This is a genomic window from Polaribacter gangjinensis (assembly GCF_038024125.1).
Lineage (GTDB): Bacteria > Bacteroidota > Bacteroidia > Flavobacteriales > Flavobacteriaceae > Polaribacter > Polaribacter gangjinensis.
In genome coordinates this window covers 2,091,949-2,118,087 of sequence record NZ_CP150662.1, presented here as the reverse complement: position 1 = coordinate 2,118,087, position 26,139 = coordinate 2,091,949, and the positions used below count along the sequence as shown (strand labels likewise).

At 32.9% G+C, this 26,139-nt stretch carries 22 protein-coding genes; 7 read left to right on the top strand and 15 right to left on the bottom strand.

Going from position 1 to position 26,139, the window contains the following annotated elements; translation table 11 throughout:
* Positions 1-57: 57 nt before the first annotated feature.
* The gene (locus WHA43_RS09515) at positions 58-1,482 is read right to left on the bottom strand and encodes an alpha/beta hydrolase (RefSeq protein ID WP_105046820.1); all 1,425 of its coding nucleotides are present in this window, start codon (positions 1,480-1,482) and stop codon (positions 58-60) included.
* Between the two features lie 151 nt (positions 1,483-1,633).
* Positions 1,634-2,941 (bottom strand): adenosylhomocysteinase, encoded by a 1,308-nt coding sequence (gene ahcY / locus WHA43_RS09510; RefSeq protein ID WP_105046819.1) that lies wholly within the window; start codon positions 2,939-2,941, stop codon positions 1,634-1,636.
* A gap of 60 nt (positions 2,942-3,001) precedes the next feature.
* Between ahcY and WHA43_RS09505 the strand changes: the two genes are divergently transcribed.
* The 7 genes from WHA43_RS09505 to WHA43_RS09475 all read left to right on the top strand — a co-directional run bounded on the left by WHA43_RS09505 (position 3,002) and on the right by WHA43_RS09475 (position 9,296).
* Positions 3,002-3,628, top strand: coding sequence for a 4'-phosphopantetheinyl transferase family protein (locus tag WHA43_RS09505; RefSeq protein WP_105046818.1), 627 nt, complete (start codon positions 3,002-3,004; stop codon positions 3,626-3,628).
* A gap of 31 nt (positions 3,629-3,659) precedes the next feature.
* Positions 3,660-4,292 carry a nicotinamide riboside transporter PnuC gene (pnuC, locus tag WHA43_RS09500; protein ID WP_105046817.1) on the top strand — a complete coding sequence of 211 codons (633 nt, stop codon included), beginning with the start codon at positions 3,660-3,662 and terminating at the stop codon, positions 4,290-4,292.
* Positions 4,253-4,858, top strand: a complete 606-nt coding sequence (locus WHA43_RS09495; RefSeq protein ID WP_105046816.1) for an AAA family ATPase — start codon at positions 4,253-4,255, stop codon at positions 4,856-4,858. The genes pnuC and WHA43_RS09495 overlap by 40 nt, the downstream gene beginning before the upstream one ends.
* The gene (gene arfB / locus WHA43_RS09490; protein WP_105046815.1) at positions 4,855-5,259 is read left to right on the top strand and encodes an alternative ribosome rescue aminoacyl-tRNA hydrolase ArfB; all 405 of its coding nucleotides are present in this window, start codon (positions 4,855-4,857) and stop codon (positions 5,257-5,259) included. Before WHA43_RS09495 ends, arfB begins: the two co-directional genes overlap by 4 nt.
* A 342-nt stretch (positions 5,260-5,601) precedes the next feature.
* A complete protein-coding gene (locus WHA43_RS09485; RefSeq protein ID WP_105046814.1) occupies positions 5,602-7,944 on the top strand; it encodes a TonB-dependent receptor in 2,343 nt (780 codons plus the stop codon).
* 278 nt (positions 7,945-8,222) lie between these two features.
* Complete coding sequence (locus WHA43_RS09480; protein ID WP_105046813.1) at positions 8,223-8,414, top strand: hypothetical protein; 192 nt, start codon at positions 8,223-8,225, stop codon at positions 8,412-8,414.
* An 18-nt stretch (positions 8,415-8,432) separates the two neighbouring features.
* The gene (locus tag WHA43_RS09475) at positions 8,433-9,296 is read left to right on the top strand and encodes a sigma-70 family RNA polymerase sigma factor (RefSeq protein WP_105046812.1); all 864 of its coding nucleotides are present in this window, start codon (positions 8,433-8,435) and stop codon (positions 9,294-9,296) included.
* Between the two features lie 12 nt (positions 9,297-9,308).
* Here the strand turns inward: WHA43_RS09475 and WHA43_RS09470 are convergent, their stop codons facing one another.
* From WHA43_RS09470 to WHA43_RS09410, 13 genes are all read right to left on the bottom strand, one after another.
* Positions 9,309-11,165 carry a B12-binding domain-containing radical SAM protein gene (locus WHA43_RS09470; RefSeq protein WP_105046811.1) on the bottom strand — a complete coding sequence of 619 codons (1,857 nt, stop codon included), beginning with the start codon at positions 11,163-11,165 and terminating at the stop codon, positions 9,309-9,311.
* Positions 11,166-11,201: 36 nt separating this feature from the next.
* The gene (locus WHA43_RS09465) at positions 11,202-11,468 is read right to left on the bottom strand and encodes a heavy-metal-associated domain-containing protein (protein WP_105047364.1); all 267 of its coding nucleotides are present in this window, start codon (positions 11,466-11,468) and stop codon (positions 11,202-11,204) included.
* Between the two features lie 5 nt (positions 11,469-11,473).
* Positions 11,474-11,833, bottom strand: coding sequence for a rhodanese-like domain-containing protein (locus WHA43_RS09460; RefSeq protein WP_105046810.1), 360 nt, complete (start codon positions 11,831-11,833; stop codon positions 11,474-11,476).
* 13 nt (positions 11,834-11,846) lie between these two features.
* A complete protein-coding gene (locus WHA43_RS09455) occupies positions 11,847-13,250 on the bottom strand; it encodes an MBL fold metallo-hydrolase (RefSeq protein WP_105047363.1) in 1,404 nt (467 codons plus the stop codon).
* Positions 13,251-13,328: 78 nt separating this feature from the next.
* A complete protein-coding gene (locus WHA43_RS09450; protein WP_105046809.1) occupies positions 13,329-15,056 on the bottom strand; it encodes a SulP family inorganic anion transporter in 1,728 nt (575 codons plus the stop codon).
* A gap of 3 nt (positions 15,057-15,059) precedes the next feature.
* Entirely contained in the window at positions 15,060-16,082 is a 1,023-nt protein-coding gene (ruvB, locus tag WHA43_RS09445; protein ID WP_105046808.1) for a Holliday junction branch migration DNA helicase RuvB, read from the bottom strand.
* Positions 16,083-16,200: 118 nt separating this feature from the next.
* Positions 16,201-17,982 carry a cytochrome c oxidase subunit I gene (locus WHA43_RS09440; RefSeq protein ID WP_105046807.1) on the bottom strand — a complete coding sequence of 594 codons (1,782 nt, stop codon included), beginning with the start codon at positions 17,980-17,982 and terminating at the stop codon, positions 16,201-16,203.
* A gap of 28 nt (positions 17,983-18,010) precedes the next feature.
* A complete protein-coding gene (locus tag WHA43_RS09435; RefSeq protein ID WP_105046806.1) occupies positions 18,011-19,021 on the bottom strand; it encodes a cytochrome c oxidase subunit II in 1,011 nt (336 codons plus the stop codon).
* A 32-nt stretch (positions 19,022-19,053) separates the two neighbouring features.
* On the bottom strand, positions 19,054-20,427 hold the full coding sequence (locus WHA43_RS09430) for a quinol:cytochrome C oxidoreductase (RefSeq protein WP_105046805.1): 1,374 nt from the start codon (positions 20,425-20,427) through the stop codon (positions 19,054-19,056).
* 26 nt (positions 20,428-20,453) lie between these two features.
* A complete protein-coding gene (locus tag WHA43_RS09425) occupies positions 20,454-21,002 on the bottom strand; it encodes a c-type cytochrome (RefSeq protein WP_211290327.1) in 549 nt (182 codons plus the stop codon).
* A gap of 10 nt (positions 21,003-21,012) precedes the next feature.
* Complete coding sequence (locus WHA43_RS09420; RefSeq protein ID WP_105046803.1) at positions 21,013-21,540, bottom strand: DUF3341 domain-containing protein; 528 nt, start codon at positions 21,538-21,540, stop codon at positions 21,013-21,015.
* Entirely contained in the window at positions 21,540-23,003 is a 1,464-nt protein-coding gene (gene nrfD / locus WHA43_RS09415; protein ID WP_105046802.1) for an NrfD/PsrC family molybdoenzyme membrane anchor subunit, read from the bottom strand. The genes WHA43_RS09420 and nrfD overlap by 1 nt, the downstream gene beginning before the upstream one ends.
* Before the next feature lie 19 nt (positions 23,004-23,022).
* Entirely contained in the window at positions 23,023-26,079 is a 3,057-nt protein-coding gene (locus WHA43_RS09410; RefSeq protein WP_105046801.1) for a TAT-variant-translocated molybdopterin oxidoreductase, read from the bottom strand.
* Positions 26,080-26,139: the final 60 nt, after the last annotated feature.

Below are 26,139 nucleotides of genomic sequence, written 5' to 3'. Positions count from 1 at the left end.
AATTACTAGAAAAAGAAATACGGTATTGTTAAAATTCAAAAAAAGTATGAACAAAAACTACTCCTGTCCTTTTTTTACTTTCCAATATTGTAGGTTTGCTTTGCTGACTCTTTCCAGAGTTTCTCTGTCTGTAGCGCGTTTTCCTGATTTCATCAAATCGAAAATATCTTTGATCAAATTGCTTGTAGTTGCAAAATAGGAGTGACTTAAAAAACTTGAATCTTGACCAGAAGCATCAATCGTTTCAATACCTTTTAAAACCACAATTTGCGATCCAGCTTCTCCTGCTCTATAACTTCCATGTACTTTTTTGGAAGCCAATAACGCCAAATCATCAGAAGAAACATACAACGTAATTGGTTTGCCTATTTTTGAAATCATTTTCGGGCCAATATCTCTTTTAAAAACATCAGCATCAATATCTGGAGCTGCTAAAATGATTTCTGTGATTTTGTTTTTCAACTCAGGATTTTCATTCATCAACTCAATCAAGGCTTTTGTCAAGCCACGATTTCCCATACTATGAGCTACTAAATAGATGTTTTTAGCATCCGTTTTTGTTAAATAATCTTTCAGAAAATTCTTCATATTATAAGTTGACCATTCAATATTGGCTTCATCAACGGTATAACTTGTGGTAGAAGCTTGTGATGGCCAACTGTAAAAAACAGATTCTCCTGAAAATCGTAAATCGAAGGTAATTTGTGCTGTTCTAAAAGCAGCATCAGCAAAAGAAACGTTGTAACCATGCACAAAAAGGAACGTACTTTTGCCATTTTTAGCAATGCGTTCTTTCATCTGCTTGAAAAAATCATCTTTGTTTTGTTTTTTCAACGATTGCATCATGATGTGTTTGCTTGGGTCTTCAGAAAACTCTAATCGCCAATAAGAAGGTCTTTCAATTTCGCCTAAAGTATGTGTGTAGGGAATGCTTACTACGATTCTACCATATTGCAATTCACTTCTTTTTCCGCCAAAACGTTCGTTTAAATCACTATTTTTTGTGTCATTTCTATCGGTTGCAAAAGAAATAGGAATTTCAATAAATTCTTTTTTGGTATTGCCTGAAGAAACCATCATTTTTTCTACTGCTTCTTGTTGCAAACAAACTTTGATGACTTGTGTTTGTGTTTGTTGATTTTGCAAGGTAACATCAATCGTAAAAGTGATGGAGGTATAGTTCTGAAAAGCGTTGTTTCCATTGAGCAAACCTATCAATTGTGTTTGTTTAAATTGATTGTAATCTGTAAAAGTGAGGTTGAAATTATCATCTAAAAAAACCAGAATTTTAAAAGATTGAATCATGGATTCAGTTCCTTCTGTAATTTTTAGTTGAAGCGTAGCATCATCTACAAGATTGTTTAAACAATTGTTTAGATTGTAGGTTTTGGAGTTGTCAGAAAGTTCAAAAACAACCTGATTTTTTTGTGCTTGAGTAAGAGAACAAAAAATAAAAAAAAGAAGTAGAAAACCGGTTTTCATAATGTATCATTTTTTTATTGATGGCATAAAGATACAATTTATTAGAAAACAAAAATACCCTTACATTTTGATAATAGGGGTATTTGATTGAGGAAACCTACAAGGTTTTTAAAACCTTGCAGGTTGTTGAAGTTAAAATTATTCTTAAAAATTAATATCTGTAATACTCTGGTTTGAAAGGACCTTTTGTAGTAACACCAATATAATCAGCTTGCTCTTGACGCAATTCTGTTAATTCTACACCGATTTTTTCTAAGTGTAATCTTGCCACTTTTTCATCCAAATGTTTTGGCAACATGTATACTTCATTTTTATAAGCATCTTTGTTTGTCCACAATTCAATTTGCGCCAATATTTGGTTGGTAAATGAATTCGACATTACAAAACTTGGATGACCTGTTGCGCAACCTAAATTTACCAAACGACCTTCTGCTAATAAAATAATGTCTTTTCCATCAATTGTATATTTATCAACTTGAGGTTTGATTTCGATTTTTGGACTGTTCGCATTTAACCAAGCAACATCAATTTCGTTATCAAAATGACCAATATTGCATACAATTGTTTTGTCTTTCATCATTTTAAAATGCTCAGCACGCACAATATCTCTGTTTCCTGTTGTGGTAATTACAATATCAGCTGTGCGAATTACGGTTTCTAAACGCTTCACTTCAAAACCATCCATAGCAGCTTGCAATGCGCAAATTGGGTCGATTTCAGTAACAGTTACAATAGAACCTGCGCCTTTAAATGAAGCTGCTGTTCCTTTACCAACATCACCATAACCACAAACCACTACTCTTTTTCCTGCTAACATGGTGTCTGTTGCTCTGCGAATTGCATCAACTGCAGATTCTTTACAACCGTATTTATTATCAAATTTTGATTTGGTTACAGAGTCATTTACGTTGATTGCTGGCATTGGCAACGTTCCGTTTTTCATACGCTCATACAATCTGTGAACTCCTGTTGTAGTTTCTTCAGACAAACCATTGATGCCTGCAGCCAATTCTGGATATCTGTCCAAAACCATGTTTGTTAAATCTCCTCCATCATCTAAAATCATGTTTAATGGTTTGCGATCTTCACCGAAAAATAAGGTTTGTTCTATACACCAATCAAATTCTACTTCGTTCATTCCTTTCCACGCATACACAGCAGTTCCTTTTGCAGCAATTGCAGCAGCAGCTTGGTCTTGTGTTGAAAAAATGTTACAAGAACTCCAAGTAACCTCAGCTCCTAAAGCTTGTAAAGTTTCAATTAAAACCGCAGTTTGAATGGTCATGTGTAAACAACCTGCAATTCTAGCTCCTTTTAAAGGTTGTGTTTCTTTGTATTCTTCTCTTAATGCCATCAAGCCTGGCATCTCTGCTTCTGCCAATTCTATTTCTTTTCTACCCCAATCTGCTAATGAAATATCTTTCACTTTATAAGGGATATATGCCGTTTTTGTACTCATAATCTGTATATTTATGCTCTATTTTTGCGAGTGCAAAGTTACGAACTCCATTTTAAAAATATGCCACTTTACAAAACATTAACGATTAACGAAAAAACAAAAGTTGTTATTTGGAAAATTGAAGAAACAATTGATGATTTACAGCAAGGTATTTTGCTATCCAAAAACAGTGAAAACCGATTGCATTCTATGAAATCGGAAATCCATCAAAAAGGGTTTTTAAGCATCAGACATTTATTGAAAGAATTCAACTTACAAGATACTGATTTACAATATGATGAATTTGGAAAACCGCATTTAAAAGATGGACGTTTTATTTCCATGACACATTCTTTTCAATTTACAGGAGTGATCGTTTCTGAAGAAAAAAGCGTTGGAATTGACATTGAAAAACAGCGTGAAAAAATTCTAAAAATTGCGCACAAATTCACACCAATTGAGGAATATAAAACCATAGCAAATGTGAGTGCTTTGATTGCCAAACTAACGATTGTTTGGGGTGCAAAAGAGAGTTTATACAAGATTTTTGGTAAGAAAAAATTGCTTTTTTTACATCATATTTATATTGAAGATTTCGATTTTGAAGACGAAAAAACTACAGGAATCATTCGTTTTGAAGGAAAAGAAGCCACTTATGATATTGAATTTTTAGAATTCGAAGACTTTACGTGCGTGTATGCTTACTAGAAATCCGTATTTTTACGCACTATAATTCACAATGACTGCAATTTTCGATTTCTTTTTTGGTCAATACAAAACCTATTCAACTACTGAAACTGTTCTAGAAATTATTGCGGTTATTTTTGGCTTTTTATCTGTTTGGTATTCCAAACAAAATAAAATTTGGGTATTTCCAACAGGAATGATTAGCACTGCAATTTTTGTGTATTTGCTTTTTCAATGGGGTTTATTGGGTGATATGATGATCAATGCATATTACTTCATCATGAGTGTTTTTGGATGGTATGTTTGGACAAGGAAAGTAGATGAAACTCACGAAACTCCAATATCCATTATGAATTCAAAAGATAAAAAAATTGCGATTTTACTATTTTTTGCAACTTTGATTTTTGTCTATGTTGTATATTCTTATTTCGAAAAATGGACGAATTGGGTAGCATATATTGACACATTTACAACAGCGATTTTTTTTGTGGGCATGTGGCTCATGGCAAAACGCAAAATCGAAAATTGGATTTTTTGGATTATTGGCAACATCATTTCAATTCCACTGTATTTTTACAAAGGATTTACATTCACTAGTTTCCAATATTTTGGATTCACATTTATAGCAATTGCTGGTTATTTCGCATGGAAAAAAAGCTTCAACAACAACCCATCAACATTGTAAAAGTCGTGTTATTTGGTCCAGAATCTTCTGGTAAAACAACACTTTCACAACAATTAGCTCGTTATTACAACACAGTTTGGGTACCTGAATTTGCGCGTGATTATTTGCAAGAAAAATGGAATAACGAACGTAAAACCTGCGAAATGTCCGATTTTATTCCGATTGCAATTGGACAAATGAAACTGGAAAATAAACTCGCTTTAAAAGCTGATAAAGTATTGATTTGCGATACAGATTTGTTAGAAACCAAAGTATATTCTGAGGAATTTTACAACGGATTTGTAGATTCTTTATTGGAAAAAGCGGCTTTAGAAAACTCATACGATTTGTATTTATTAACCCATATTGATACACCTTGGGAAAAAGACGATTTACGAGATAGACCTGAACAACGTTTGGAAATGTTTACCGCTTTTGAAAATGCGTTGATAAAACACAATCGTCCTTATATTTTATTGAAAGGAGACAAAAAAACACGACTTGCATTGGCTACAGCAGCCATCAATAAAATAATTGCTGACCGAGAAAATTTACATTCTTTTTCTAATAAAATTGCAAAAGAATGAACAAAGAACAAATTGTAAAAGAACTCAATTTTAAAGCCATCAGAAGTTCTGGTGCAGGTGGTCAACACGTGAATAAAGTTTCGTCAAAAATTGAATTGACGTTTGATTTGGAGCATTCTGAAGCTTTGACTGATGAGGAAAAAATGCTTTTAAAAACCAAACTCTCCTCCAAATTAACAACTGAAAACGTACTGATTTTAACTGTTGAAGAAACTCGTTCTCAGCATAAAAACAAAGAATTGGCAATTAAAAAATTTATTTCTTTAATTGAAACAAATCTAAAAAAGCCAAAAAAAAGGACGCCTACGAAACCTAGCAAAGCTGTCATTAAAAAAAGATTGGAAACCAAAGAAAAAACTTCTGTCAAAAAAGCGTTGCGTAAAAAACCGAAACTAGAATAATTTTTTTCTGTTTTTAATTTTCTATATCACTTTTCGTACTTACTTTTGCATCGTTCTCACAAAGGGGTGCTGATTTAGTTGTCAGTTTACAGTTTCTAGTTTACAGTAATGTTGAATTTTGAACTTAAAATTTTGAACTAAAAAGGCTGAGATCATACCCAATGAACCTGAGCAAGTAATGTTGCTAAGGGATTGCGAGCGTAAAGAAAACATCTTGTAGATGTTTTTAGTGAGTAGCAAAAAAGCTATGCTTTTTCTCCTAATCATCGCTCAAAAAATTAATTATTCAACAATAACCACAAGAATAATTACCTCTTTTTATTCGTTTTAATTTTTTTTAAAATGAAAAAAATATCCATTTTTTTATTCTTGTTTGTAAGCCTACTTACAAACGCACAAATGTTCAACATCTCAGGAAAAGTAGTAGATGAAAACAACGAAAATTTACCAAATGCCAGTATTTTAATTCCGAAAATCAACAAAGGAATTGCCACAAATGCTGATGGAACTTTCTCCTTAAAATTGCCAAAAGGAAGTTATGTATTTCAAATTTCATTTTTGGGTTATAAATCCATCAATCAGGAAGTTATCATCAATAAAGATGAGGAATTTACCTTTGTTTTAAAACCCAATCAAACCTTATTAGATGAAGTTTTGGTTTCTGCAGTTCGTGTAAATGCGGATATTCCTGTAACGTTTTCAAACCTATCTAAAAAGGAAATTGCCAAACGAAATTTGGGTCAAGACATTCCGATTTTATTAAATTATTTGCCAAATGTAGTTTCATCTTCTGATGCTGGAGCAGGAATTGGTTACACCTATATGAGCGTGCGTGGTTCGAATAACGAACGAATTAATGTCACTGTAAACGGAATTCCTTATAACGATGCAGAAAGTCATGGAACTTTTTGGGTGAATTTGGGCGATTTTGCTTCTTCCACTGAAAATTTGCAATTACAACGTGGCGTTGGAACATCAACCAATGGTTCAGGCGCTTTTGGTGCGAGTTTAAATATCTTGACAGATGCCATTGCTGAAGAAGCTTTTGGTGAAATTTCCAATTCATTTGGATCTTTCAATACGCGAAAACATACCGTAAAATTCGGAACAGGAAAACTGAATAACAACCTCGAAATCTCAGGAAGATTGTCTAATATTTATTCTGATGGATATGTTGACAGAGCTTTTGCTGATTTAAAATCCTATTTTTTACAAGCAAGTTTTGTGGATGAAAATACGTTGATCAAAGCCATCACTTTTGGTGGAAATGAACAAACCTATCAATCTTGGTTTGGTTTAACTGCTGATGAATTAGCAGAAAATCGCAGACAAAATCCATATACGTATGAAAACGAAACAGACAACTATCAGCAAGATCATTATCAATTGCATTGGAACGAACAATGGAACAAAAATTGGTCAACAAATTTGGGGTTGAATTACACCAAAGGTTCAGGTTATTTTGAGCAATTTAAGGAACAAGAAGATGCAGCTGCACTCAATAATTTGATTGTTGATGGCACAGATGCTATTGTGAGACGTTGGTTGGATAATGATTTTTATGTAGTCAATTTCAACACGAATTATAAAACTGACAAGTTGAATTTTATCAGCGGAATTTCGTATTCCAATTATACAGGTGATCATTTTGGAGAAGTCATTTGGGGTGAGAATTTAGCGCCAAATACCAAAATTAGAGATCGTTACTATTTTTCTGATGCTACCAAAAATGATTTTTCAATCTTTGCAAAAGCCAATTTTAGTGTATCAGAAAAACTATCTATGTATGCAGATTTGCAAGGGAGATTTGTTTCTTATCAAACTCAAGGAATTACCAATGATATTGTTCCTATAGATGTAAATACGAATTTTAATTTTTTCAATCCGAAGTTCGGATTTACTTATAAAATGAATGATGCAAACAACTTGTACACCTCATTTGCAGTTGCCAATAGAGAGCCCAATAGAAACGATTTTGAAAATGGCATCAATTCGCACGAAACACTTTTTGACTATGAATTGGGTTGGCGTTTGAACAAAGAAAATGTAAAAATCAACACCAATATTTATTATATGGATTACAAAAATCAATTGGTGTTGACAGGAGCAATTGATGGAGTTGGCGCGCCAATTAGAGCAACTTCTGGAAATAGTTACAGACTTGGTTTAGAAATTGATGCAGATATCCGTTTAAGCGACAAATTTTCTGTAAAACCAAATGCGGCTTTTAGCTCTAATAAAAACCGAGATTTTGTTTCGGAAATTGATGGAGTTTTGCAAAATTTAGGGAACACAAACTTGTCATTTTCACCAAATGTTGTGATGGGAAATATATTGACTTATCAGCCAAAAGAAAATGTTCAAATTTCCTTTTTATCAAAATATGTTGGGCAACAATTTATGAGTAATTTGAGTAGCAAAATATCTGAAAATGATATTCTACAATCGTTTTTTACAAGCGATTTGAATGTGGTGTATCAGCTAAAAACGACTAAAATTTTTAAAACAGTAACCTTTACAGCCTTGATTAACAATATTTTTAATTCAGAATTTGTTGACAGAGGGTATTATTTTACCTATGATGACACTTGGTCGAATCCAAATGTGATTACTACTTTAGATGGCGCAGGATATTATCCACAAGCAACTAGAAATTTTTTAGTGGGAGTTACGCTGAATTTTTAGATTTTTCTTAAATATTCTTAATTTTTGATGTAAAAAGTACATTTATAAGCCGTTTTTGCTAAAAAACGGCTTATTTTTCGTAACTTCGCAAAACATGAAAATTTCCACAATTTACCAAAAAAGAAATTTGAGAGTTTATAGTTTTGATTTTAACGTCTTTAGAAATCAATCTGATAAATTCATTCCTCCTACTTTTTAGGTAAAAACTCCATAAAATTTATTACCATTTTATTTAATCAAAAAATGCATTTTTTCAATGCGTTTTAAAAACTATTTATATGAAACTTATCCGAATTAAAAGAAAAACAAGACAACAAAAATATTATTCATCTGCTATGGGAATGTTGAATTCTAGAGTGACTTTTGTCAAAAAATACCTGTTTGGCATTCCAATAAAAACCATCCATAAATACAGAGAAACGTATTATGGCGAAATTAAAAATTGCGATGATTGTAATTTATTTATCTAAAAAAATTAAAAATAATATATGAGGCAACTTAAAATCACAAAACAAGTAACAAATCGAGATGCGAAATCTTTGGAAAAATACTTTCAAGAAATTAGTAAAATCGAATTGATTACGGCTGATGAAGAAGTAGAATTGGCAATAAAAATTAAAAAAGGCGATAAAAGAGCATTGGATTTATTGGTAAAATCGAACTTACGATTCGTGGTTTCTGTTGCCAAACAATATCAAAATCAAGGTTTAAAATTATCTGATTTAATTAATGAAGGCAATTTAGGATTGGTAAAAGCTGCCAAAAGATTTGATGAAACAAGAGGTTTTAAATTTATTTCGTATGCAGTTTGGTGGATTCGTCAATCAATTTTACAAGCGTTGGCTGAACAATCAAGAATTGTGCGTTTGCCGTTAAATAAAATTGGAAGCATCAATAAAATTAATAAAGTATATGCAAAATTAGAGCAGCAAAACGAACGAGTTCCTTCGTATGTTGAAATCGCCAATGAATTGGATTTGACCGAGCAAAATATTGCACAAAGCATGAAAAATTCTGGCAGACATTTGTCTATGGATGCTCCTTTTAGAGAAGGTGAAGATGCTAATTTTTACTCTATTTTAGGTTCAGAAGATTCTCCAAAACCTGATAATTCTTTGATGAAAAAATCCTTAGAAATTGAAATTAGCAGAGCATTAAATACACTTCCTGAAAAAGAAGCTGCAATTATTCAAATGTATTATGGGTTGAATAATAAAAACACCACTTACAGTTTGACAGAAATTGGTGAGACTTTTAATATCACAAGAGAACGTGTTCGTCAAGTAAAACAACGCGCTTTGAATAAATTAAAATCAAAATCTAGGGCTACTGTTTTAAGAACGTATCTTTGATAAATTAAATTTTCAACTTAAAAATCCCTCAATTAAATTTTTAGGATGTGTGGTTTTTGGAATGGGAAAATCGAACCAATTTTGCAGATTTTCTTGATAACCTGCATTATTCAAATAATTATGCAATGCCAAGTTTAATCCTTTGGTATATTTTGGATGATCTGCGCCTTTTGGGTCTTTGTGATACAAATCATTTTGAGCAAATCCTTCAAAAGTAGGACCAATAATCTCAATGCTAAATTCATCCGGATTTTGTCCAACAGGACTATGAGCAGTTGCTGTAAATTGATGCCAAAATGCAGATTGAATGCAATTTTTCTCAAATAATTGCCTTACAACTTCCAAAGAATCTATAGTTTCTTGTTCTGTTTCTGTAGGAAAACCATACATCAAATAGGCATGAACCAAAATATTATTTTGCGAAAAATTGTGAGTAACTCTCGTAACTTGCGCAATATCTACACCTTTTTTCATTTTTGCCAATAATCTGTCTGAAGCAACTTCTAAACCACCAGTTACAGCAATGCAACCTGATTTTGCCATGAGTTGACACAACTCAAAATCGAAGGTTTTTTCGAAACGAATGTTTGTCCACCAAGTAATTTTTACATCTCTTTCTATCAATTTCAAAGAAAGTGCTTTGAGCATTTTTGGAGGTGCAGCTTCATCTACAAAATGAAAACCTGTAATGCCAGTATCTTGCATAATTTGCTCAATTTTATTGACCAAATCATCTGCAGTAGTATTTTGATAATTACCAATATAATCTAACGTAACATCGCAAAAAGAACATTGCTTCCAATAACATCCATGAGAAATCGTGAGTTTATTCCATCTTGCATCTGTCCACATTCTGTGCATTGGATTTACTACATCCAAAAAAGACACATATTTATGAAAAGGCAAACCTGCGTAACTTGGCGCAGGCAAATTTTTGTGATGATAAATGGTATTGGGCGTTTTATTTTTATAAACAACCTTGTTTTTTTCTAAAATATACGTTCTTTCTAGTTGATTGATATCAATTTTACCCTCTAAAAAATGAACAATTTTAAGTAAAGGTCCTTCACCATCATCCAACGAAATAAAATCTACATACTCAAAAATTCTTGGGTCACTTAATGAACGTAGTTCAGTATTGCAATAACCACCACCAATTGCGATAGAAATCTTCGGAAAAAACTGTTTAATGAATTGAGAACAACGCAAAGCCGCAAATAAATTTCCAGGAAAAGGAATCGTAAAACAAACCAAATTTGGGGAATGTTCTAAAATTTGCGTTTCTAAAAGGTCGAACATTTTGTCTTCAATCAAAGAATGTTGACTGTTTAAAAATTCATCAATTTGATTAAAATTGCTTGCTGCTGTTGCAATTTGTTCAGCGTATTTTGTAAATGCAAAAAATTCATCAACATTTGCCTGAATAAAATCGCCAATTTCTTCAATAAAAAGTGTGGAATAATGTTTTGCTTTGTCAATAATTCCTGATTCACCATTTTCCCATTTGATAGCTTTATTTACATGAATCAACCTGTGACCTTTTGGCAAAAAATTGGTTTCCAAAATTTTATTAGCACTTTCAATATCTTGTTTTTGAAGAAAAGCAATTACAAAATCAACTCTTGAAATGTAAATTTCCTTCAACTTTCGAACTTTTGGAAAATCAAAATTTTTTAAATCATCTGCTTCTTTAAAAATTTCTTGTAAAAAATCGCTTGTAAAAATGGCTGTAAAAAGCTCAATACTTAAATCACAGTGCGCAAAAGAAACCTCATTTTTTTCTAAAAACCCTTTTAAATAAGCACTTGCAGGATATGCTGTATTTAATTGCGTAAATGGTGGCGTAATAAAAAGGAGATTGGTTTGCATGACGCAATTTACTGGACTTTTTTCATTTGAAGACGATTATGAATCCATTTTTCCAACAGCACAACTCACAAACGATTTTGCTTTGTGAAGTACTGTGTTTTTATCTCCCACTTCTGGATATCCTAATTTGGAAAGTTTTTCTTTGATTTCAACCAGGTTTGCGTTTTCTGAATCAATAGTTACTATTGAATTTTCTACATCAACTGCAACATCATTCACACCATTTATCGATGAAATTCCTTTTTTGATGGTAGCTGCACAACCACCACATTTTAAGTTTTCTATTTGAATATTTGTAGTCATTTTGTTTAATTTTTTGATTTCCAAGATGAATAACCACCCTCTAAAATGATGATTTTAAATCCGTTTTCTTTTAAAATTTTTGAGGCTGATTTACTTCTGTTTGATGTGTTGCAATACACATATACAGGTTTTGATTTGTCTAATTTTAAACTTGCTTTTTGATAAAAATTGGGATCAAAAAGATTGACAAATTGAGCCGTTTTAATACTTCCTTGAGCAATTTCTTCAGGAGTTCTAACGTCTAACAATTGTATTTTCTCTTTTGAAAGTAACGTTTTCAAATCTGATACAGAAATAAATGTTGTTTCTTGCGAGTTTCCACAAGTGACAAAAAACAGACTTACAAACAGAACTAAATACCTCATTTTCAAAAATATATTATAACGTTGAAGGACATACATATGCCGATTTTTCAATGGATGAATTTTTAATAGCATCAAATCCACCTAAAATATCAATCACATTGTGAAAACCACGTGCTTTTAAAATTGAAGCCGCAATTACTGAACGATATCCACCTGCACAATGCACATAAAATGGTTTCTTGTCAGGAAATTGGCTGATGTGATCATTCAAATAATCCAAAGGAGTATTTTCTGCAATCAAGGCATGTTCACTTAAATATTCTCCAGGTTTTCTAACGTCAAAAATTAATGGATTTTCAGCAATTTTTTCTTCTAAAGCTGCCACAGAAATGGCATTTAAAACATCGATTTCTTTTCCAGATTTTTTCCATGTTTCAAAACTTCCGTCTAAATATCCAATCACATTATCAAAACCAACTCTTGATAAACGAGTAATGGTACTTTCTTCTTCACCAATTGGAGTCACTAATAAAATTTCTTGTTTGATATCTTTAATCAACGCACCAACCCAGGGTGCAAATGTACCTCCCAAACCTATAAAAATAGATTGAGGAATGAATCCTTTCGAAAATTCTGATTGATGACGAACGTCTAAAATAACAGCATCCGTTTCATTGGCTAGCAATTCAAATTCTTCAGCAGACAAAGGTTTTGCACTATTTTTGATAACATTATCAATATTTTCATATCCTTCTTTATTCAACTTTACATTCAATGGAAAATAGGCTGGAGGAGGCAACAAACCATCTGTAACTTCTTTTATAAATTCTTCTTTGGTCATATTGGCTCTCAAAGCATAATTGGTTTCTTTTTGATTTCCAATTGTACCAACAGTTTCTTTGCTAAGGTTTTTTCCACAAGCTGAGCCAGCTCCATGTGCAGGATAAACAATGACATCATCTGCTAAAGTCATGACTTTTGTTCTTAAACTATCGTATAAAAATCCGGCTAAATCTTTTTCAGTAATGTTTCCTTTCTGAGCCAAATCTGGTCTTCCAACGTCACCCAAAAACAACGTATCTCCACTAAAAAGAGCGTGATCTTTTCCGTTTTCATCTTTCAATAAATAACAAGTGCTTTCCATGGTATGACCAGGCGTATGAAGCGCAGTTATGGTAATATTTCCAATTGTAAAAACTTGATTATCCTCAGCAATCAACGCATCAAAATTAGTTTGTGCTGTTGGTCCAAAAACAATTTTAGCCCCTGTTTTTTCTGCTAATGTTACATGGCCACTTACAAAATCTGCATGAAAATGCGTTTCAAAAATATATTTAATTTTGGCATTGTCTTTTTCGGCTCTGTCAATATAATCTTGTACTTCTCTTAAAGGATCAATAATGGCAACTTCGCCATTACTTTCAATATAATAGGCTCCTTGCGCTAAACATCCTGTATAAATTTGTGCTATTTTCATGGATAAATTATTTTTAAGCAACATCAAATTTACGATTGATATTGCAATGATTTCCTGATTTTTATCAAATTTTTTTATTTATTTATAGGCTTGATGAATGTATTTTGCATACTTTTCTTGCCTTTTTCTATCTCCAGTTCTAAAAAACTTAACAGCATCATTGGCTCTCATAAAAAAATGATTGACATCAATGATTTCTAAAAGTCCGCCTTTGAATAAAGCGTCTCTCAAAGGTCCTTTTGCTCCTGCAAAATAAAATAAAACGCCTTTTTTCTGATAATATTTAATGCGTTCTTTGAGCATTTCAACTCCTGTGCTATCTATTCTATTGATACTTTCAGAATCTAAAACTATCAATTTTAATGCCTTTCCTTTTTTATCTGTCATTTCGTCCATTTTATCTCTAAAATAACTTGAATTTGCATAAAATAATTGGGCATCAAAACGAAAAACGAGAATATCGTCCTCAATAATTACTTCTTCAAAGCGTTCTTTATTTCTGTAAAAATTGGCATCAGGAACTTTTCCTAATTCTACTACATAAGGTCTTGATGTTCTAAAAATGAGCACAACTAGCGACAATCCTACACCTACTGTAATTCCGTATTCAATTCCAAAAAATAAGGTTGCAATAAAAGTAGAAATCAATAACCAAAAATCTAAATTATTGGCGCGCCACAAAAATGCAGCTTCTTTGACATTGACCAGAGCAAAAACAGCCACAATAATGATAGCTGCCAAAATTGTTTTAGGTAAAAAATAAAATAATGGCGTTAAAAAAAGTAAAGTAATCATTACCATCACTACCGAAATTAACGCTGCCATTCCTGTTTTTGCGCCACTTTCTTGATTGATTGCAGAGCGAGAAAAACTAGAAGCTGAGGGATATGCTTTAAAAAAAGAACCAAAAATATTACTCAATCCTAAAGCTATCAACTCTTGATTTGGACGAATTTTATACACATCTTGTTTTGCTTCTAACGATTTTCCAATAGAAATGGTTTCTAAATAACCAACCATTACTAAGGTTAATGCAATTGGAAAAAGTTCTCTAATTTGCTCAAAATCAATAGTTGGAATTCCGAAAGTTGGCAATCCTGAAGGAATATTTTTAACGATGGCAACTTCTGTCAAATTCTTGCCAAAAAACTTCATGATTACAATTCCTAAAACAACAACAATTAGTGCACTTGGAATTCTTTTGTCAATTTTTCTTAAAATAAAAATGATGCTGACAGCAATCAAACCAATGATAGTTGTTGGCAAATTGTAAAATGAAATTTGCATCAAAATATCTTCTAAAAGTACGTGAATTTGATCACTTTGAATAAAATCAACTCCCAATAAATTTCTAAATTGATTGATGCCAATAATCAAGGCAACTGCAGATGTAAATCCCGTAATTACAGGTCTTGACAAGAAATTTACAATAAATCCTAAGCTGAAAATACCCAAAACAAATTGAATTGTTCCAACCATTAAAGCTAATAAAATGGCAATTTCAATATAACTATCTGATCCTGCCAAAGCTAATGTAGAAACTCCAGTTGCAACAATTAACGAATCCATGGCAACAGGACCAATAGCTACCTGTCTTGAAGAACCGAAAATAGCATACATTACTTGGGGTACTAAGGCACAATACAATCCGTAAATAGGTGGTAAACCTGCAATTAAAGCATACGCAATTCCTTGCGGAATCAAAATAATTCCGACTGTAATTCCCGCAATCAAATCGCCTTTGAACAAGGATTTTTGATAATTGGGTAACCAATCAACAATAGGAACAATCTTTTTGATATTCATTTTTTAAAACAATTCTCCTTGGGTACTTCCTTTTATTCTGTCTAAGTGTTTGTATGCCAATGCTGTTACTTCTCTTCCTCTTGGTGTTCTTGCAATAAACCCTTGTTGAATTAAAAATGGTTCATACACCTCTTCAATGGTTTCTACATTTTCGCCAACTGCAGTTGCAATAGTGCTGATTCCTACAGGACCACCTTTAAATTTATCAATAATAGTTGTGAGAATTTTATTGTCCATTTCGTCCAAACCATAAGTGTCTACATTCAATGCTTTTAAAGCAAATTGAGCAATTTCGATGGTGATTTTTCCATTTCCTTTAATTTGAGCAAAATCACGAACTCTCCGTAACAATGCATTTGCAATTCTTGGAGTTCCTCTACTTCTGCCAGCAATTTCAATAGCAGCTTCCATAGAAATGGGAACTTTTAATATTTGTGCACTTCTTTGGATAATGGTTGTTAGCAGTTCTTTAGAGTAGTATTGCAATCTACTACTGATGCCAAAACGTGCTCTCATTGGCGCTGTTAACAAGCCTGAGCGAGTTGTTGCGCCAATTAATGTGAAAGGCTCTAAATTGATTTGAACTGTACGTGCATTTGGTCCAGATTCAATCATAATGTCGATTTTGTAATCTTCCATGGCTGAGTATAAATACTCTTCTACAACCGGACTTAATCTGTGAATTTCATCAATAAAAAGTACATCACGCTCATCTAAATTTGTTAGTAAACCTGCTAAATCTCCAGGTTTATCTAAAACTGGTCCTGAAGTTACTTTGATTCCAACTTTCAATTCATTTGCCAAAATATGAGCTAATGTTGTTTTTCCTAAACCTGGAGGTCCATGAAACAAAGTATGATCTAAAGCTTCACCTCTTTTATTAGCTGCTTGTACAAAAACTTTTAGGTTTTCTAATGCTTGATCTTGACCTGTAAAATCGTCAAAAGAAAGAGGACGTAGTTTTTTTTCAACTTCTAATTCTTCATTAGAAAAGTTTGAATTCTCAGGATTTAGATTTTCGTTCATATACACAAAGATACTAGATTTTGCATTTTATACCTACACCGTTTTGAAAACCTTGCAGGAAAATAAAACGAAAAAACCTTTCCAAATTGGAAAGGTTTTTTAGAAAAATTTATGTGTTTTAAGATGGTTCTTCTCCTTCTAATAAAGGTGTGATTTGCGAAACGAAATCTTTTCCATGTAAATAATCACTATTGTCATCATTTGGATCTACACGTTTACTGTAATCATAAGGCCATCTGTGAACTTCAGGAATTTTTCCTGGCCAGTTTCCATGAATATGTTCTACTGGAGTTGTCCACTCTAATGTATTTGAATTCCAAGGATTTTGTGATGATTTTTCTCCTCTATAAATCGAGATGAAAAAGTTTGCTAAGAAAATAATCTGAGCGATTCCACCTACAATTGCAAAAATGGTAATCACAACGTTGATATCAGCAATGTCGTCAAACATTGGGAAATTTGTGTTGGTATAATATCTTCTTGGTAAACCTGCTAATCCAATAAAATGCATTGGCCAGAAAACTCCATAGGCACAAATGATAGTAATCCAGAAATGCCAATATCCTAAAGTTTTATTCATTAAACGACCATACATTTTTGGGAACCAATGATAAATACCTGCATACATTCCAAAAATTGCAGAAACACCCATTACCAAATGGAAGTGAGCAACTACGAAATACGTATCATGAATATTGATATCTAAAGCTGAATCTCCTAAAACCAATCCTGTTAAACCTCCTGTTACGAAAGTAGAAACCAATCCAATTGAAAATAGCATTGCCGGATTTAGTTGTAGATTTCCTTTCCAAAGAGTGGTTACATAATTGAATGCTTTTACAGCTGAAGGAATAGCAATTAATAAAGTTGTGAATGTAAATACCGATCCTAAAAATGGATTCATTCCAGAAATAAACATGTGGTGTCCCCAAACAATTGTAGATAAGAAAGCGATTGCAATGATAGACATTACCATGGCTCTATAACCAAAAATTGGTTTTCTAGCATTTGTTGAAATAATTTCAGAGGTAATTCCAAGTGCAGGAAGCAATACAATATAAACTTCAGGGTGTCCTAAAAACCAGAATAAATGTTCAAATAAAACGGGTGATCCACCTTGGTAATGCAATACTTCACCTGAAATAAAAATATCAGAAAGATAGAAAGATGTTCCAAAACTTCTATCAAAAATCAGTAATAACGCTGCAGATAATAATACAGGGAATGAAACTACACCAATCATAGCTGTGATGAAAAATGCCCAAATTGTTAATGGCATTCTTGTCATTTTCATTCCTTTTGTTCTTAGGTTTAAAACTGTAACGATATAATTTAAAGCTCCAATCAATGAAGAAGCAATAAAAATTGCCATAGAAACCAACCATAAAGTCATTCCTGCTCCAGAACCTGGTATTGCTTGTGGCAAAGCACTTAATGGAGGATAAATTGTCCATCCTGCTGATGCTGGACCTGCTTCAACAAAAAGTGAAATTACCATTACTATACTAGACAAGAAAAATAACCAATATGAAATCATGTTTAAAAAACCTGATGCCATATCTCTTGCACCTAATTGCAATGGAATTAAAAGGTTAGAAAATGTACCACTTAATCCTGCAGTTAAAACAAAGAATACCATGATAGTCCCGTGAATAGTTACCAAAGCTAGGTAAATATCTGGATTCATGATTCCATCAGTTTGATGTGGACCTAGAAAAGCTTCGATAATTGTAAACGATTTATCGGGCCAAGCAAGTTGTAAACGGAAAAGCATTGACATTAAAAGTGCAATAACTCCCATAAAAATACCAGTCACCAAAAATTGTTTTGAGATCATTTTGTGATCTTGACTGAAAATATATTTTGTTACAAATGTTTCTTTATGATGATGTTCTGACATGATCTTATTTATTTGTAGTGTCTTAAAATTATTGATTTATAACTGTTGATAATGTTGGTTGTTCGGCAATCCATTTATCATATTCTTCTTGCTCAACAACGGTAATTTTCATTTGCATATTATAGTGAGAAGCACCACAAATTTTATTACATAATAATAAGTAATCAAATTCATAAGGGTCTTCACCTTTTGCTTTTCTAATTTTATTGATTTCACGAGTTTTATCAACCACTTCTGATTGTTGTCTCATCTCTTCAGTTGTATATTTTGGTGTAAAACCAAATTCTGTTACCATTCCAGGAACGCAATTCATTTGTGCTCTAAAGTGAGGCATGTAAGCAGAATGTAAAACATCTTGAGAACGGAATTTGAAGTGAATTTTACGTCCTTTAGGCAAATATAATTCTGTTACTTGTTTATCATCTAGTGAATTTTTATCAGACATGTCAACACCCATTGTATTAACACCTTTGATAAAGTTTACATTACCATAACCCAAAGTGTTGTCTTCACCTGCATAACGTGCATCCCATCTAAATTGTTGAGAATAAACTTCAATTACGATCGCGTCTTTTTCATCAGACAAATCCATTACATTGTTCCATTGCCACAATCCATAACCAATTAATACAACCAAAACAACTGCAGGAGTAATTGTCCAAATCGCTTCCAATTTGTGACTATCAGCATAAAATTTTGCTTTGTTATTTTTGTTTCCTCTATATTTAAAAGTAAAGTAGAAAATCAAAAATTGCATTGCAAATTGAACGATTCCAATCAACCAAAAAGTAATATTGAATAAATTATCATCGTGTTCACCTTCAATAGATGCTGATTCAGGAAGCATTATAACATTCATAGCTATCAAGCAATAAATCATCATTGCGTATAAAAAAGCCATAAATAATAATGCATATTTACCTTGTTTTGAATTGTCATTATCATTTGCAACAGATTCTCTTAAATTTAAAATTCTTGTAATCTGCCAAAAACTTACTCCAATTGCAACACCTATAAAAATATAAAATAGAGCTAGCATAAATATCTTTTCTTTATTGTATTAAAACTTTATTAATGATGATGATTGTCTGCACTTTCACCTCTGTGTTCAATGTTATAATAATGGAAATGCTCACTTTCGTGCAAGAATGGATTTCCTTTAGGTATAGGATTTGCTTTTGCAAAAGCACTAAATACAGTGTAAATAAAAATTCCTAAAAAGAATAACAATGCACTGATTTCTGGGATTCCAAATGACCATTGGTCACCTACAGTTGCAGGCATAATCATCACGTAAAAATCAACATAATGACCTGTTAAAATAACAATTCCACCCAAAACTACAAACCAAGGAATGCTCTTGAAATCACTGTTGATTAATAGTAAAATTGGGAAAACAAAATTCATAACTACCATTGATAAGAAAGGCAATTTGTATTCATTAAATCTTGCTACGAAATAGGTAGTTTCTTCAGGAATATCAGCATACCAAATTAACAAAAACTGAGAAAACCACAAATATGTCCAGAATACTGAAAAACCAAACATGAATTTCGCTAAATCATGAATGTGACTGTCATTTACACTTGGTAAAACTCCTTTAGATCGTAAATAAATTGTTACAAAAGCAATCACAGTTAATGCACTTACAAGTAAACTTGCCAATACATACCAACCAAATAACGTTGAAAACCAGTGTGGGTCTAATCCCATAATCCAATCCCAAGACATCATTGATTCTGTTAACATGAATATTACTAAAAATATCACTGATGCATGATAGTTTTTCTTGTAGGTTTTATTACCATCATTGGCAGTATCTTCAGCAATAGAATTTTTTCTGATAAAAAATCGATATGCATTCCAAAGCACTAAATAAATAATCCCTCTAATTGTCCAACCTGTAGTGTTCATCCACCAAGATTTTCCATCAACAATGGCATCATATTTTTCGCTTGATGGATCAAAAGTTCCTTCTGCCATCCAAGAAAATAAATGATTGTAATGGAAAAGTGATGCTGATAAAATAACCAACAACATAATGATTGATGTAGGCACTAAATTTGCAGTAATGGCTTCCATCACTCTAAACAAAACTATTGACCAGCCAGATTGTGCTACTCTTTGAGCTGCATAAAATGCCAATACTAACAAAGAAATTCCTAAAAAGAAAATCAACGAAACATATAAAGCAGACCAAGGTTTGTTTTGCAATTGATGAAACACATGTTCATCATGTGCAGCATCATGATGTTCGTCATGACTATTTGTGGTGGTTGCATGATCAGTTCCATGAGTATTTCCATGAGAAGATTGAGCTGCAATCATTTCTTTAGATTCCTCTATTGTACTTGGAGCAGACATAAAACTGAATCCAATTCCTAAAGCACCTACTATGATAAGTGCTAAAGAGAGTATTTTTAATTTACCTGAGAATTGATACATATCTTTCGTATTCTATCTTTTTGTAATTATTTTAATAAATCAGCACGCAACTGTTCCACATAATGGATAATCTGCCAACGTTCTGTATAAGTTAATTGAGATGAATGAGAACCCATTAAATTTTTACCATGCATAATTACATGATAAATAGTTCCTGCATTGATATCTCTGTCTTTATAATTTGGAATTCCTTCGAACTTACCATTTTGTACTAAAGCACCATTTCCATCTCCTTTTTCACCATGACAAGAAGTACAATAAATTGTATACAACTGTTTTCCTTTTTCTAAGTTTTTCTCAGAAGCTTCAATAGGATTTGTTACTTCTACTCTTGCTCTCTCATAACCTTCTGGAGTATCAGGAATATCGTATGCTGGAAAACCTCCTCTTGGAATAGTTCCAGCAACTGGTGGTCTATTCACTGGTTTGTTATTCAATCCTTTTTCAGCATCAGTGTCATAAGGAATAGACTCATACATGTCTGGCATGTATTGAACCTGAGGCGTTCTTTTGTTATTGCAAGAAATAAAACTTACAAAAACAACTAAAGCGATAAGTATTTTTAAATTTTTCATTACCTATTAATTAGTGCTTTTCTACTACATTAATTTCTACAGCGCCTGTTTTTGCCAACAAAGCTGTTAATTCTTCTTCATTATTATGAACAGGAATTTCCATCAAAAAATGATCGTCTGTTGTTCTTGGATCAGGATTTTCTGCTTTTCTAAATGGCCAAATTTTACTTCTCATATAAAACGTAATTACCATTAAATGCGCTGCAAAGAACACTGTTAACTCGAATATGATAGGCACAAAAGCTGGCATATTTTCAAACCATGAAAAACTTGGTTTTCCACCAATATCTTGTGGCCAATCTTGAATCATCATATAATTTGTCATCCAAATAGCTACAGATAAACCTGTAATTCCATACATGAAAGCAGCAATTGCGATTCTTGTTGGAGCTAATCCCATAGCTTTATCTAAACCATGCACTGGAAAAGGACAAAATACTTCTTCAATATGATGATGAGCTGCTTTTACAGTTTTCACTGCATCAAGCAAAACTTCGTCATCATTATAAAATGCGTGAATAACTTTTGATGAACCCATTATTCTGTATCTTTTTTATCTGATTTATCACTTTTTTTCTCACTTCCTAACACAACAATTGCTGGTTTTGTAGGAATTCCTTGCTCACTTCTTTTTTTGTAAAACTCTCCTGATGATTTCAAAATTGTTTTTACTTCTGCTTGAGCGATTACTGGGAAAGTTCTTGCATATAATAAGAACAATACAAAGAAGAATCCAATAGTACCAATAAAGATACCAACATCTACAAACGTTGGCTCAAAACGCCACCAAGTTGATGGTAAATGACCTTTACTTAATACAATTGCGATGATGTCAAAACGCTCAAACCACATCCCAATATTGATTGCAATTGAGATAATGAATGATGCTATGAAACTTCTTCTAATCTTTTTGAACCATAATAACTGAGGAATTGCAATGTTAAAAATCAACAATGAATAAAATGCCCAAGCATAAGGACCTGTTGCAGCACCTACTGATAAGTATGTGTAGTATTCATAAGGTGAGCCTGTGTACCAAGCAATGAAAAACTCTGTTGCATAAGCTACAGCAACAATTCCACCTGTAAGGATGATTACAATATTCATGTATTCCACGTGAAGTCTTGTAATATACTCTTCCATATTGGTTACTTTACGCATGATTCCCAATAATGTTTGTACCATTGCAAACCCTGAGAAAATTGCTCCAGCAACGAAATAAGGAGGGAAAATAGTTGAGTGCCAACCTGGGTTGATAGACGTAGCAAAGTCCATAGATACGATTGTATGTACAGAAAGTACTAATGGTGTTGCCAAACCTGCTAAAACCAAAGACACTTCTTCAAAACGTTGCCAATCTTTTGCTCTTCCTGACCAACCAAAACTCAATAATGAATAGATTTTCTTTTGGAAAGGTTTTACAGCTCTATCACGAATCATTGCAAAATCTGGTAATAAACCTGTCCACCAGAAAACTAAGGATACAGATAAATAAGTAGAAATTGCAAATACGTCCCACAATAATGGTGAGTTAAAGTTTACCCACAATGATCCAAATTGGTTTGGAATTGGCAATACCCAAAATGCATTCCAAGGACGACCCATGTGAATGATTGGAAACAATCCTGCTTGAAAAACGGCAAAAATTGTCATGGCTTCTGCAGAACGGTTGATGGCCATTCTCCATTTTTGACGGAATAATAAAAGTACAGCAGAAATCAAAGTCCCTGCGTGACCTATACCTACCCACCAAACAAAATTGGTGATATCCCAAGCCCAACCAATGTTTTTGCTTAGACCCCAAACTCCAATACCTGTTCCAACTGTGTAAAAGATACATCCAAATCCCCAAAGCATTGCTGCTAAAGAAATGTAAAATGCCATGTACCAATTCTTATTTGCTTTACCTTCAATAGGTTTAGCAATGTCTTCGGTAATATCGTGATAAGATTTATCACCTAGTATTAACGGTTCCCTGATGGGTGCTTCGTAATGAGACATATGTATATCCTAAATTTAATTACGCTTCGTTTGTATTTTTAATTTTCACTTGATAGATTACGTTTGGTTTCGTTTGCAAGTAATCTAACACGTTGTATGCTCTTTTATCTTTTGCTAAAGCAGTTACTTTATCTTGTTTGTTGTTCACATCTCCAAAAACCAAAGCCCCTGTTGTACAAGCTGATGAACAAGCAGTTTCAAACTCATCTGTGTTTACTGCACGTCCTTCTTTTTTAGCTTTTAAAATAGTAGCTTGAGTCATTTGGATACACATTGAGCATTTTTCCATAACCCCTCTTGAACGTACAACCACATCTGGATTCAATACCATTTTTCCATATTCATTGTTCATGTTGAAATCAAACTCGTTATTATTTGCATAATTGAACCAGTTGAAACGACGAACTCTATAAGGACAGTTGTTTGCACAATATCTTGTTCCAACACATCTGTTGTAAGTCATTTGGTTTTGTCCTTGACGTCCGTGAGTTGTTGCAGCAACAGGACAAACAGTTTCACAAGGAGCATGATTACAATGTTGACACATCATTGGCTGGAAAGTAACTTCAGGATTTTCAGCCTCAGTTTCTAATCCTTCGTACATTTTAGCTCTACTTAATCCAAGTTCTTTTGCATCTTCTCTGCTTTCAACTTCAGATGAATAGTATCTATCAATACGCAACCAGTGCATATCTCTACCAACTCTTACTTCTCTTTTTCCAACTACTGGAACGTTGTTTTCTGCATGACATGCAACCACACATGCTCCACAACCTGTACAAGAAGTTAAATCAATTGATAAATTAAAATGATGACCCAATTCTCTGTTGTGCTCATCCCATAAATCAATAGTATTTGCTTCTACTTCTTTGTGGTCATATGATACATATGATGGTTTATTCCATCCATGGTGATGATCTTTTGGATCAACTGTTTTATACTCTTTTAAAGAAGCTACTTTTAAAATGTCATGACGGCCAGCAATTGTTTTTTGTACTTGAGTACAAGCAAATTGGTGTGTTCCTGATACTTTTTCGATGGTAACCCCAAATTGAATGTTGTTAGCATTTACATACAAAGGATATGCATTTACACCCACTTGCATTTCTTCTTTCAAACCAAAAGTACGTCCAAATCCTAATGACAAACCAACAGAACCTTTTGCTTGTCCTGGTTGAATCATGACTGGTACAATTACTTCTTTTCCATTCACAGAAACTTTTGCATAATCACCATCGATTGCGCCATTGTCTTTTACAGGATTTGTAAAACCTAACTGTTTAGCATCTGCAATTGACATGGTTAAGTAATTATCCCAAGAAACTCTTGTAATTGGATCAGGGAACTCTTGCAACCAAGGATTGTTTGCTTGTTTTCCATCACCTAAACCAGTTTTTGTGTACAATTGCAACTCAAACCCTGATGCTTTTTTTGCTGTATTTGATAACTGCATTGCTGCTGCTGTAACCGAAATTTCAGAGGCAATTGTAGCAGTTGTAATTTCTCTTGTAAAGAAACCATTGTGTAAAGCAGTATTCCAAGAACTACCATTTAAAATAGTTGTTGAAGCAAATGCTTTTAAATAGTCATAATATTTTGTAGTATTTCCAGACCAACCTAACAACGTATCTTGTAATTGACGTGTGCTAAATAATGGCTGAATTGTTGGTTGCATTAAACCGTACGTCACTTCATCAAACTGAGTATCTCCCCAAGATTCTAAGAAATGTGAAGTTGGCAACACATAATTTGATGCATTTACTGTTTCATTATTTTCAGTTGATAATGCAACTGTTAACGAAACTTTTTTCAATCCGTTTGCAAACTCTGTAGCATTTGGTAATGAATACATTGGATTTACATTATAAGAAAGTAAGCCTCCTATTTTTCCAGCATTCATGTCTTTTATCAACTGATTTACATCAGCTTCATTTCCTTGACGAATGTTTAATGTATTGTTTACATCAACAATTTCGCTATTCAAAGCTTTATTGATTGCCAACGCAACTAATTGTGCGTTTTTATCATTGATGCCTGTCATTACAACACCTTTAGAACCTGCTTTTTTCAATTCAGATGCCATTTGTTTCACTTGTGCATCAACTGGAGTTGCTTTCGATGGAACATTAGAACCTGTTATAGCATTGAATAAATTTATCAATGCAAATAATTGGTCTGATGGTTTTGTAACAATTCTTTTATCAGCATTTGCACCTGTCAAAGACATGTTGCTTTCAAACTGCACGTGATAAGACATTGAGCCTGTTTCAGGTTTTCTACCTGCAACATATTGTTTTTCAAAACCTCCATGGAAATCACCTAAAAAGTCAGCACCAAATGAAACAATTGTTGCTGCTTTGTCTAAATGATATTTTGGTAATGCACGCTTTCCATACATTGCTAACATGGCATCAGCAGCTGCAGATTCAGAAACTGCATCATAAATAACATGTGTAACATTTGGATAAGCAACTATAAACTCTTGAATAATTCTTTCAGTTGAAGGACTTGCCAAAGTTCCTGTTAATAAAACAACAGGCGTATTTGCGTCTTTTAATTTATTTAAAACAGCACCTATTTCTTTATCAGCATCTGCCCAAGAAATTTTTTCTCCTGCTTTTGTAGGATTTTTTAAACGAAGTTTTTCGTCATATAAAGACAAAACAGCTGCTTGAACTCTAGCACTTGTTGTTCCGTTTGCATCTTTATTTGGCATGATTTGGATTGGACGACCTTCGCGAGTTTTTACCAAAATATTAGCAAAATCATATCCATCAGCCATAGAAGTTGCATACCAATCTGCAACACCAGCTATGATATCATTTGGTTTTACAACATAAGGAATTGATTTTTTTACAGGCCCTTCACAAGCAGCCAATGTTGCAGCTGCAGTAGTAAAACCAACATATTTCAAGAAATCTCTTCTTGAAGTTGATGAATTTGCCAATGTTTCTTTATCTCCTAAAAATGTATCCGTAGGAATTTCCTGAACGAATTCATTTTTACTTAACGTCTCAACAAAAGAACTATTTGTAAGTTCTTCAACACTTTTCCAGTATTTTTTGTCTGAAGCCATTTATTTTTAGTTATTAGTTCTTAGTTTTAGTCGATAATTAAATTATTTTGACTAAAGGCT

Coding starts and splice junctions, on each gene's coding strand:
- WHA43_RS09515 (WP_105046820.1), bottom strand. CDS start 1,482: ATGAAAACCGGTTTTCTACTTCTTTTTTTTATTTTTTGTTCTCTTACT.
- ahcY (WP_105046819.1), bottom strand. CDS start 2,941: ATGAGTACAAAAACGGCATATATCCCTTATAAAGTGAAAGATATTTCA.
- WHA43_RS09505 (WP_105046818.1), top strand. CDS start 3,002: ATGCCACTTTACAAAACATTAACGATTAACGAAAAAACAAAAGTTGTT.
- pnuC (WP_105046817.1), top strand. CDS start 3,660: ATGACTGCAATTTTCGATTTCTTTTTTGGTCAATACAAAACCTATTCA.
- WHA43_RS09495 (WP_105046816.1), top strand. CDS start 4,253: ATGGAAAAAAAGCTTCAACAACAACCCATCAACATTGTAAAAGTCGTG.
- arfB (WP_105046815.1), top strand. CDS start 4,855: ATGAACAAAGAACAAATTGTAAAAGAACTCAATTTTAAAGCCATCAGA.
- WHA43_RS09485 (WP_105046814.1), top strand. CDS start 5,602: ATGAAAAAAATATCCATTTTTTTATTCTTGTTTGTAAGCCTACTTACA.
- WHA43_RS09480 (WP_105046813.1), top strand. CDS start 8,223: ATGAAACTTATCCGAATTAAAAGAAAAACAAGACAACAAAAATATTAT.
- WHA43_RS09475 (WP_105046812.1), top strand. CDS start 8,433: ATGAGGCAACTTAAAATCACAAAACAAGTAACAAATCGAGATGCGAAA.
- WHA43_RS09470 (WP_105046811.1), bottom strand. CDS start 11,165: ATGCAAACCAATCTCCTTTTTATTACGCCACCATTTACGCAATTAAAT.
- WHA43_RS09465 (WP_105047364.1), bottom strand. CDS start 11,468: ATGACTACAAATATTCAAATAGAAAACTTAAAATGTGGTGGTTGTGCA.
- WHA43_RS09460 (WP_105046810.1), bottom strand. CDS start 11,833: ATGAGGTATTTAGTTCTGTTTGTAAGTCTGTTTTTTGTCACTTGTGGA.
- WHA43_RS09455 (WP_105047363.1), bottom strand. CDS start 13,250: ATGAAAATAGCACAAATTTATACAGGATGTTTAGCGCAAGGAGCCTAT.
- WHA43_RS09450 (WP_105046809.1), bottom strand. CDS start 15,056: ATGAATATCAAAAAGATTGTTCCTATTGTTGATTGGTTACCCAATTAT.
- ruvB (WP_105046808.1), bottom strand. CDS start 16,082: ATGAACGAAAATCTAAATCCTGAGAATTCAAACTTTTCTAATGAAGAA.
- WHA43_RS09440 (WP_105046807.1), bottom strand. CDS start 17,982: ATGTCAGAACATCATCATAAAGAAACATTTGTAACAAAATATATTTTC.
- WHA43_RS09435 (WP_105046806.1), bottom strand. CDS start 19,021: ATGCTAGCTCTATTTTATATTTTTATAGGTGTTGCAATTGGAGTAAGT.
- WHA43_RS09430 (WP_105046805.1), bottom strand. CDS start 20,427: ATGTATCAATTCTCAGGTAAATTAAAAATACTCTCTTTAGCACTTATC.
- WHA43_RS09425 (WP_211290327.1), bottom strand. CDS start 21,002: ATGAAAAATTTAAAAATACTTATCGCTTTAGTTGTTTTTGTAAGTTTT.
- WHA43_RS09420 (WP_105046803.1), bottom strand. CDS start 21,540: ATGGGTTCATCAAAAGTTATTCACGCATTTTATAATGATGACGAAGTT.
- nrfD (WP_105046802.1), bottom strand. CDS start 23,003: ATGTCTCATTACGAAGCACCCATCAGGGAACCGTTAATACTAGGTGAT.
- WHA43_RS09410 (WP_105046801.1), bottom strand. CDS start 26,079: ATGGCTTCAGACAAAAAATACTGGAAAAGTGTTGAAGAACTTACAAAT.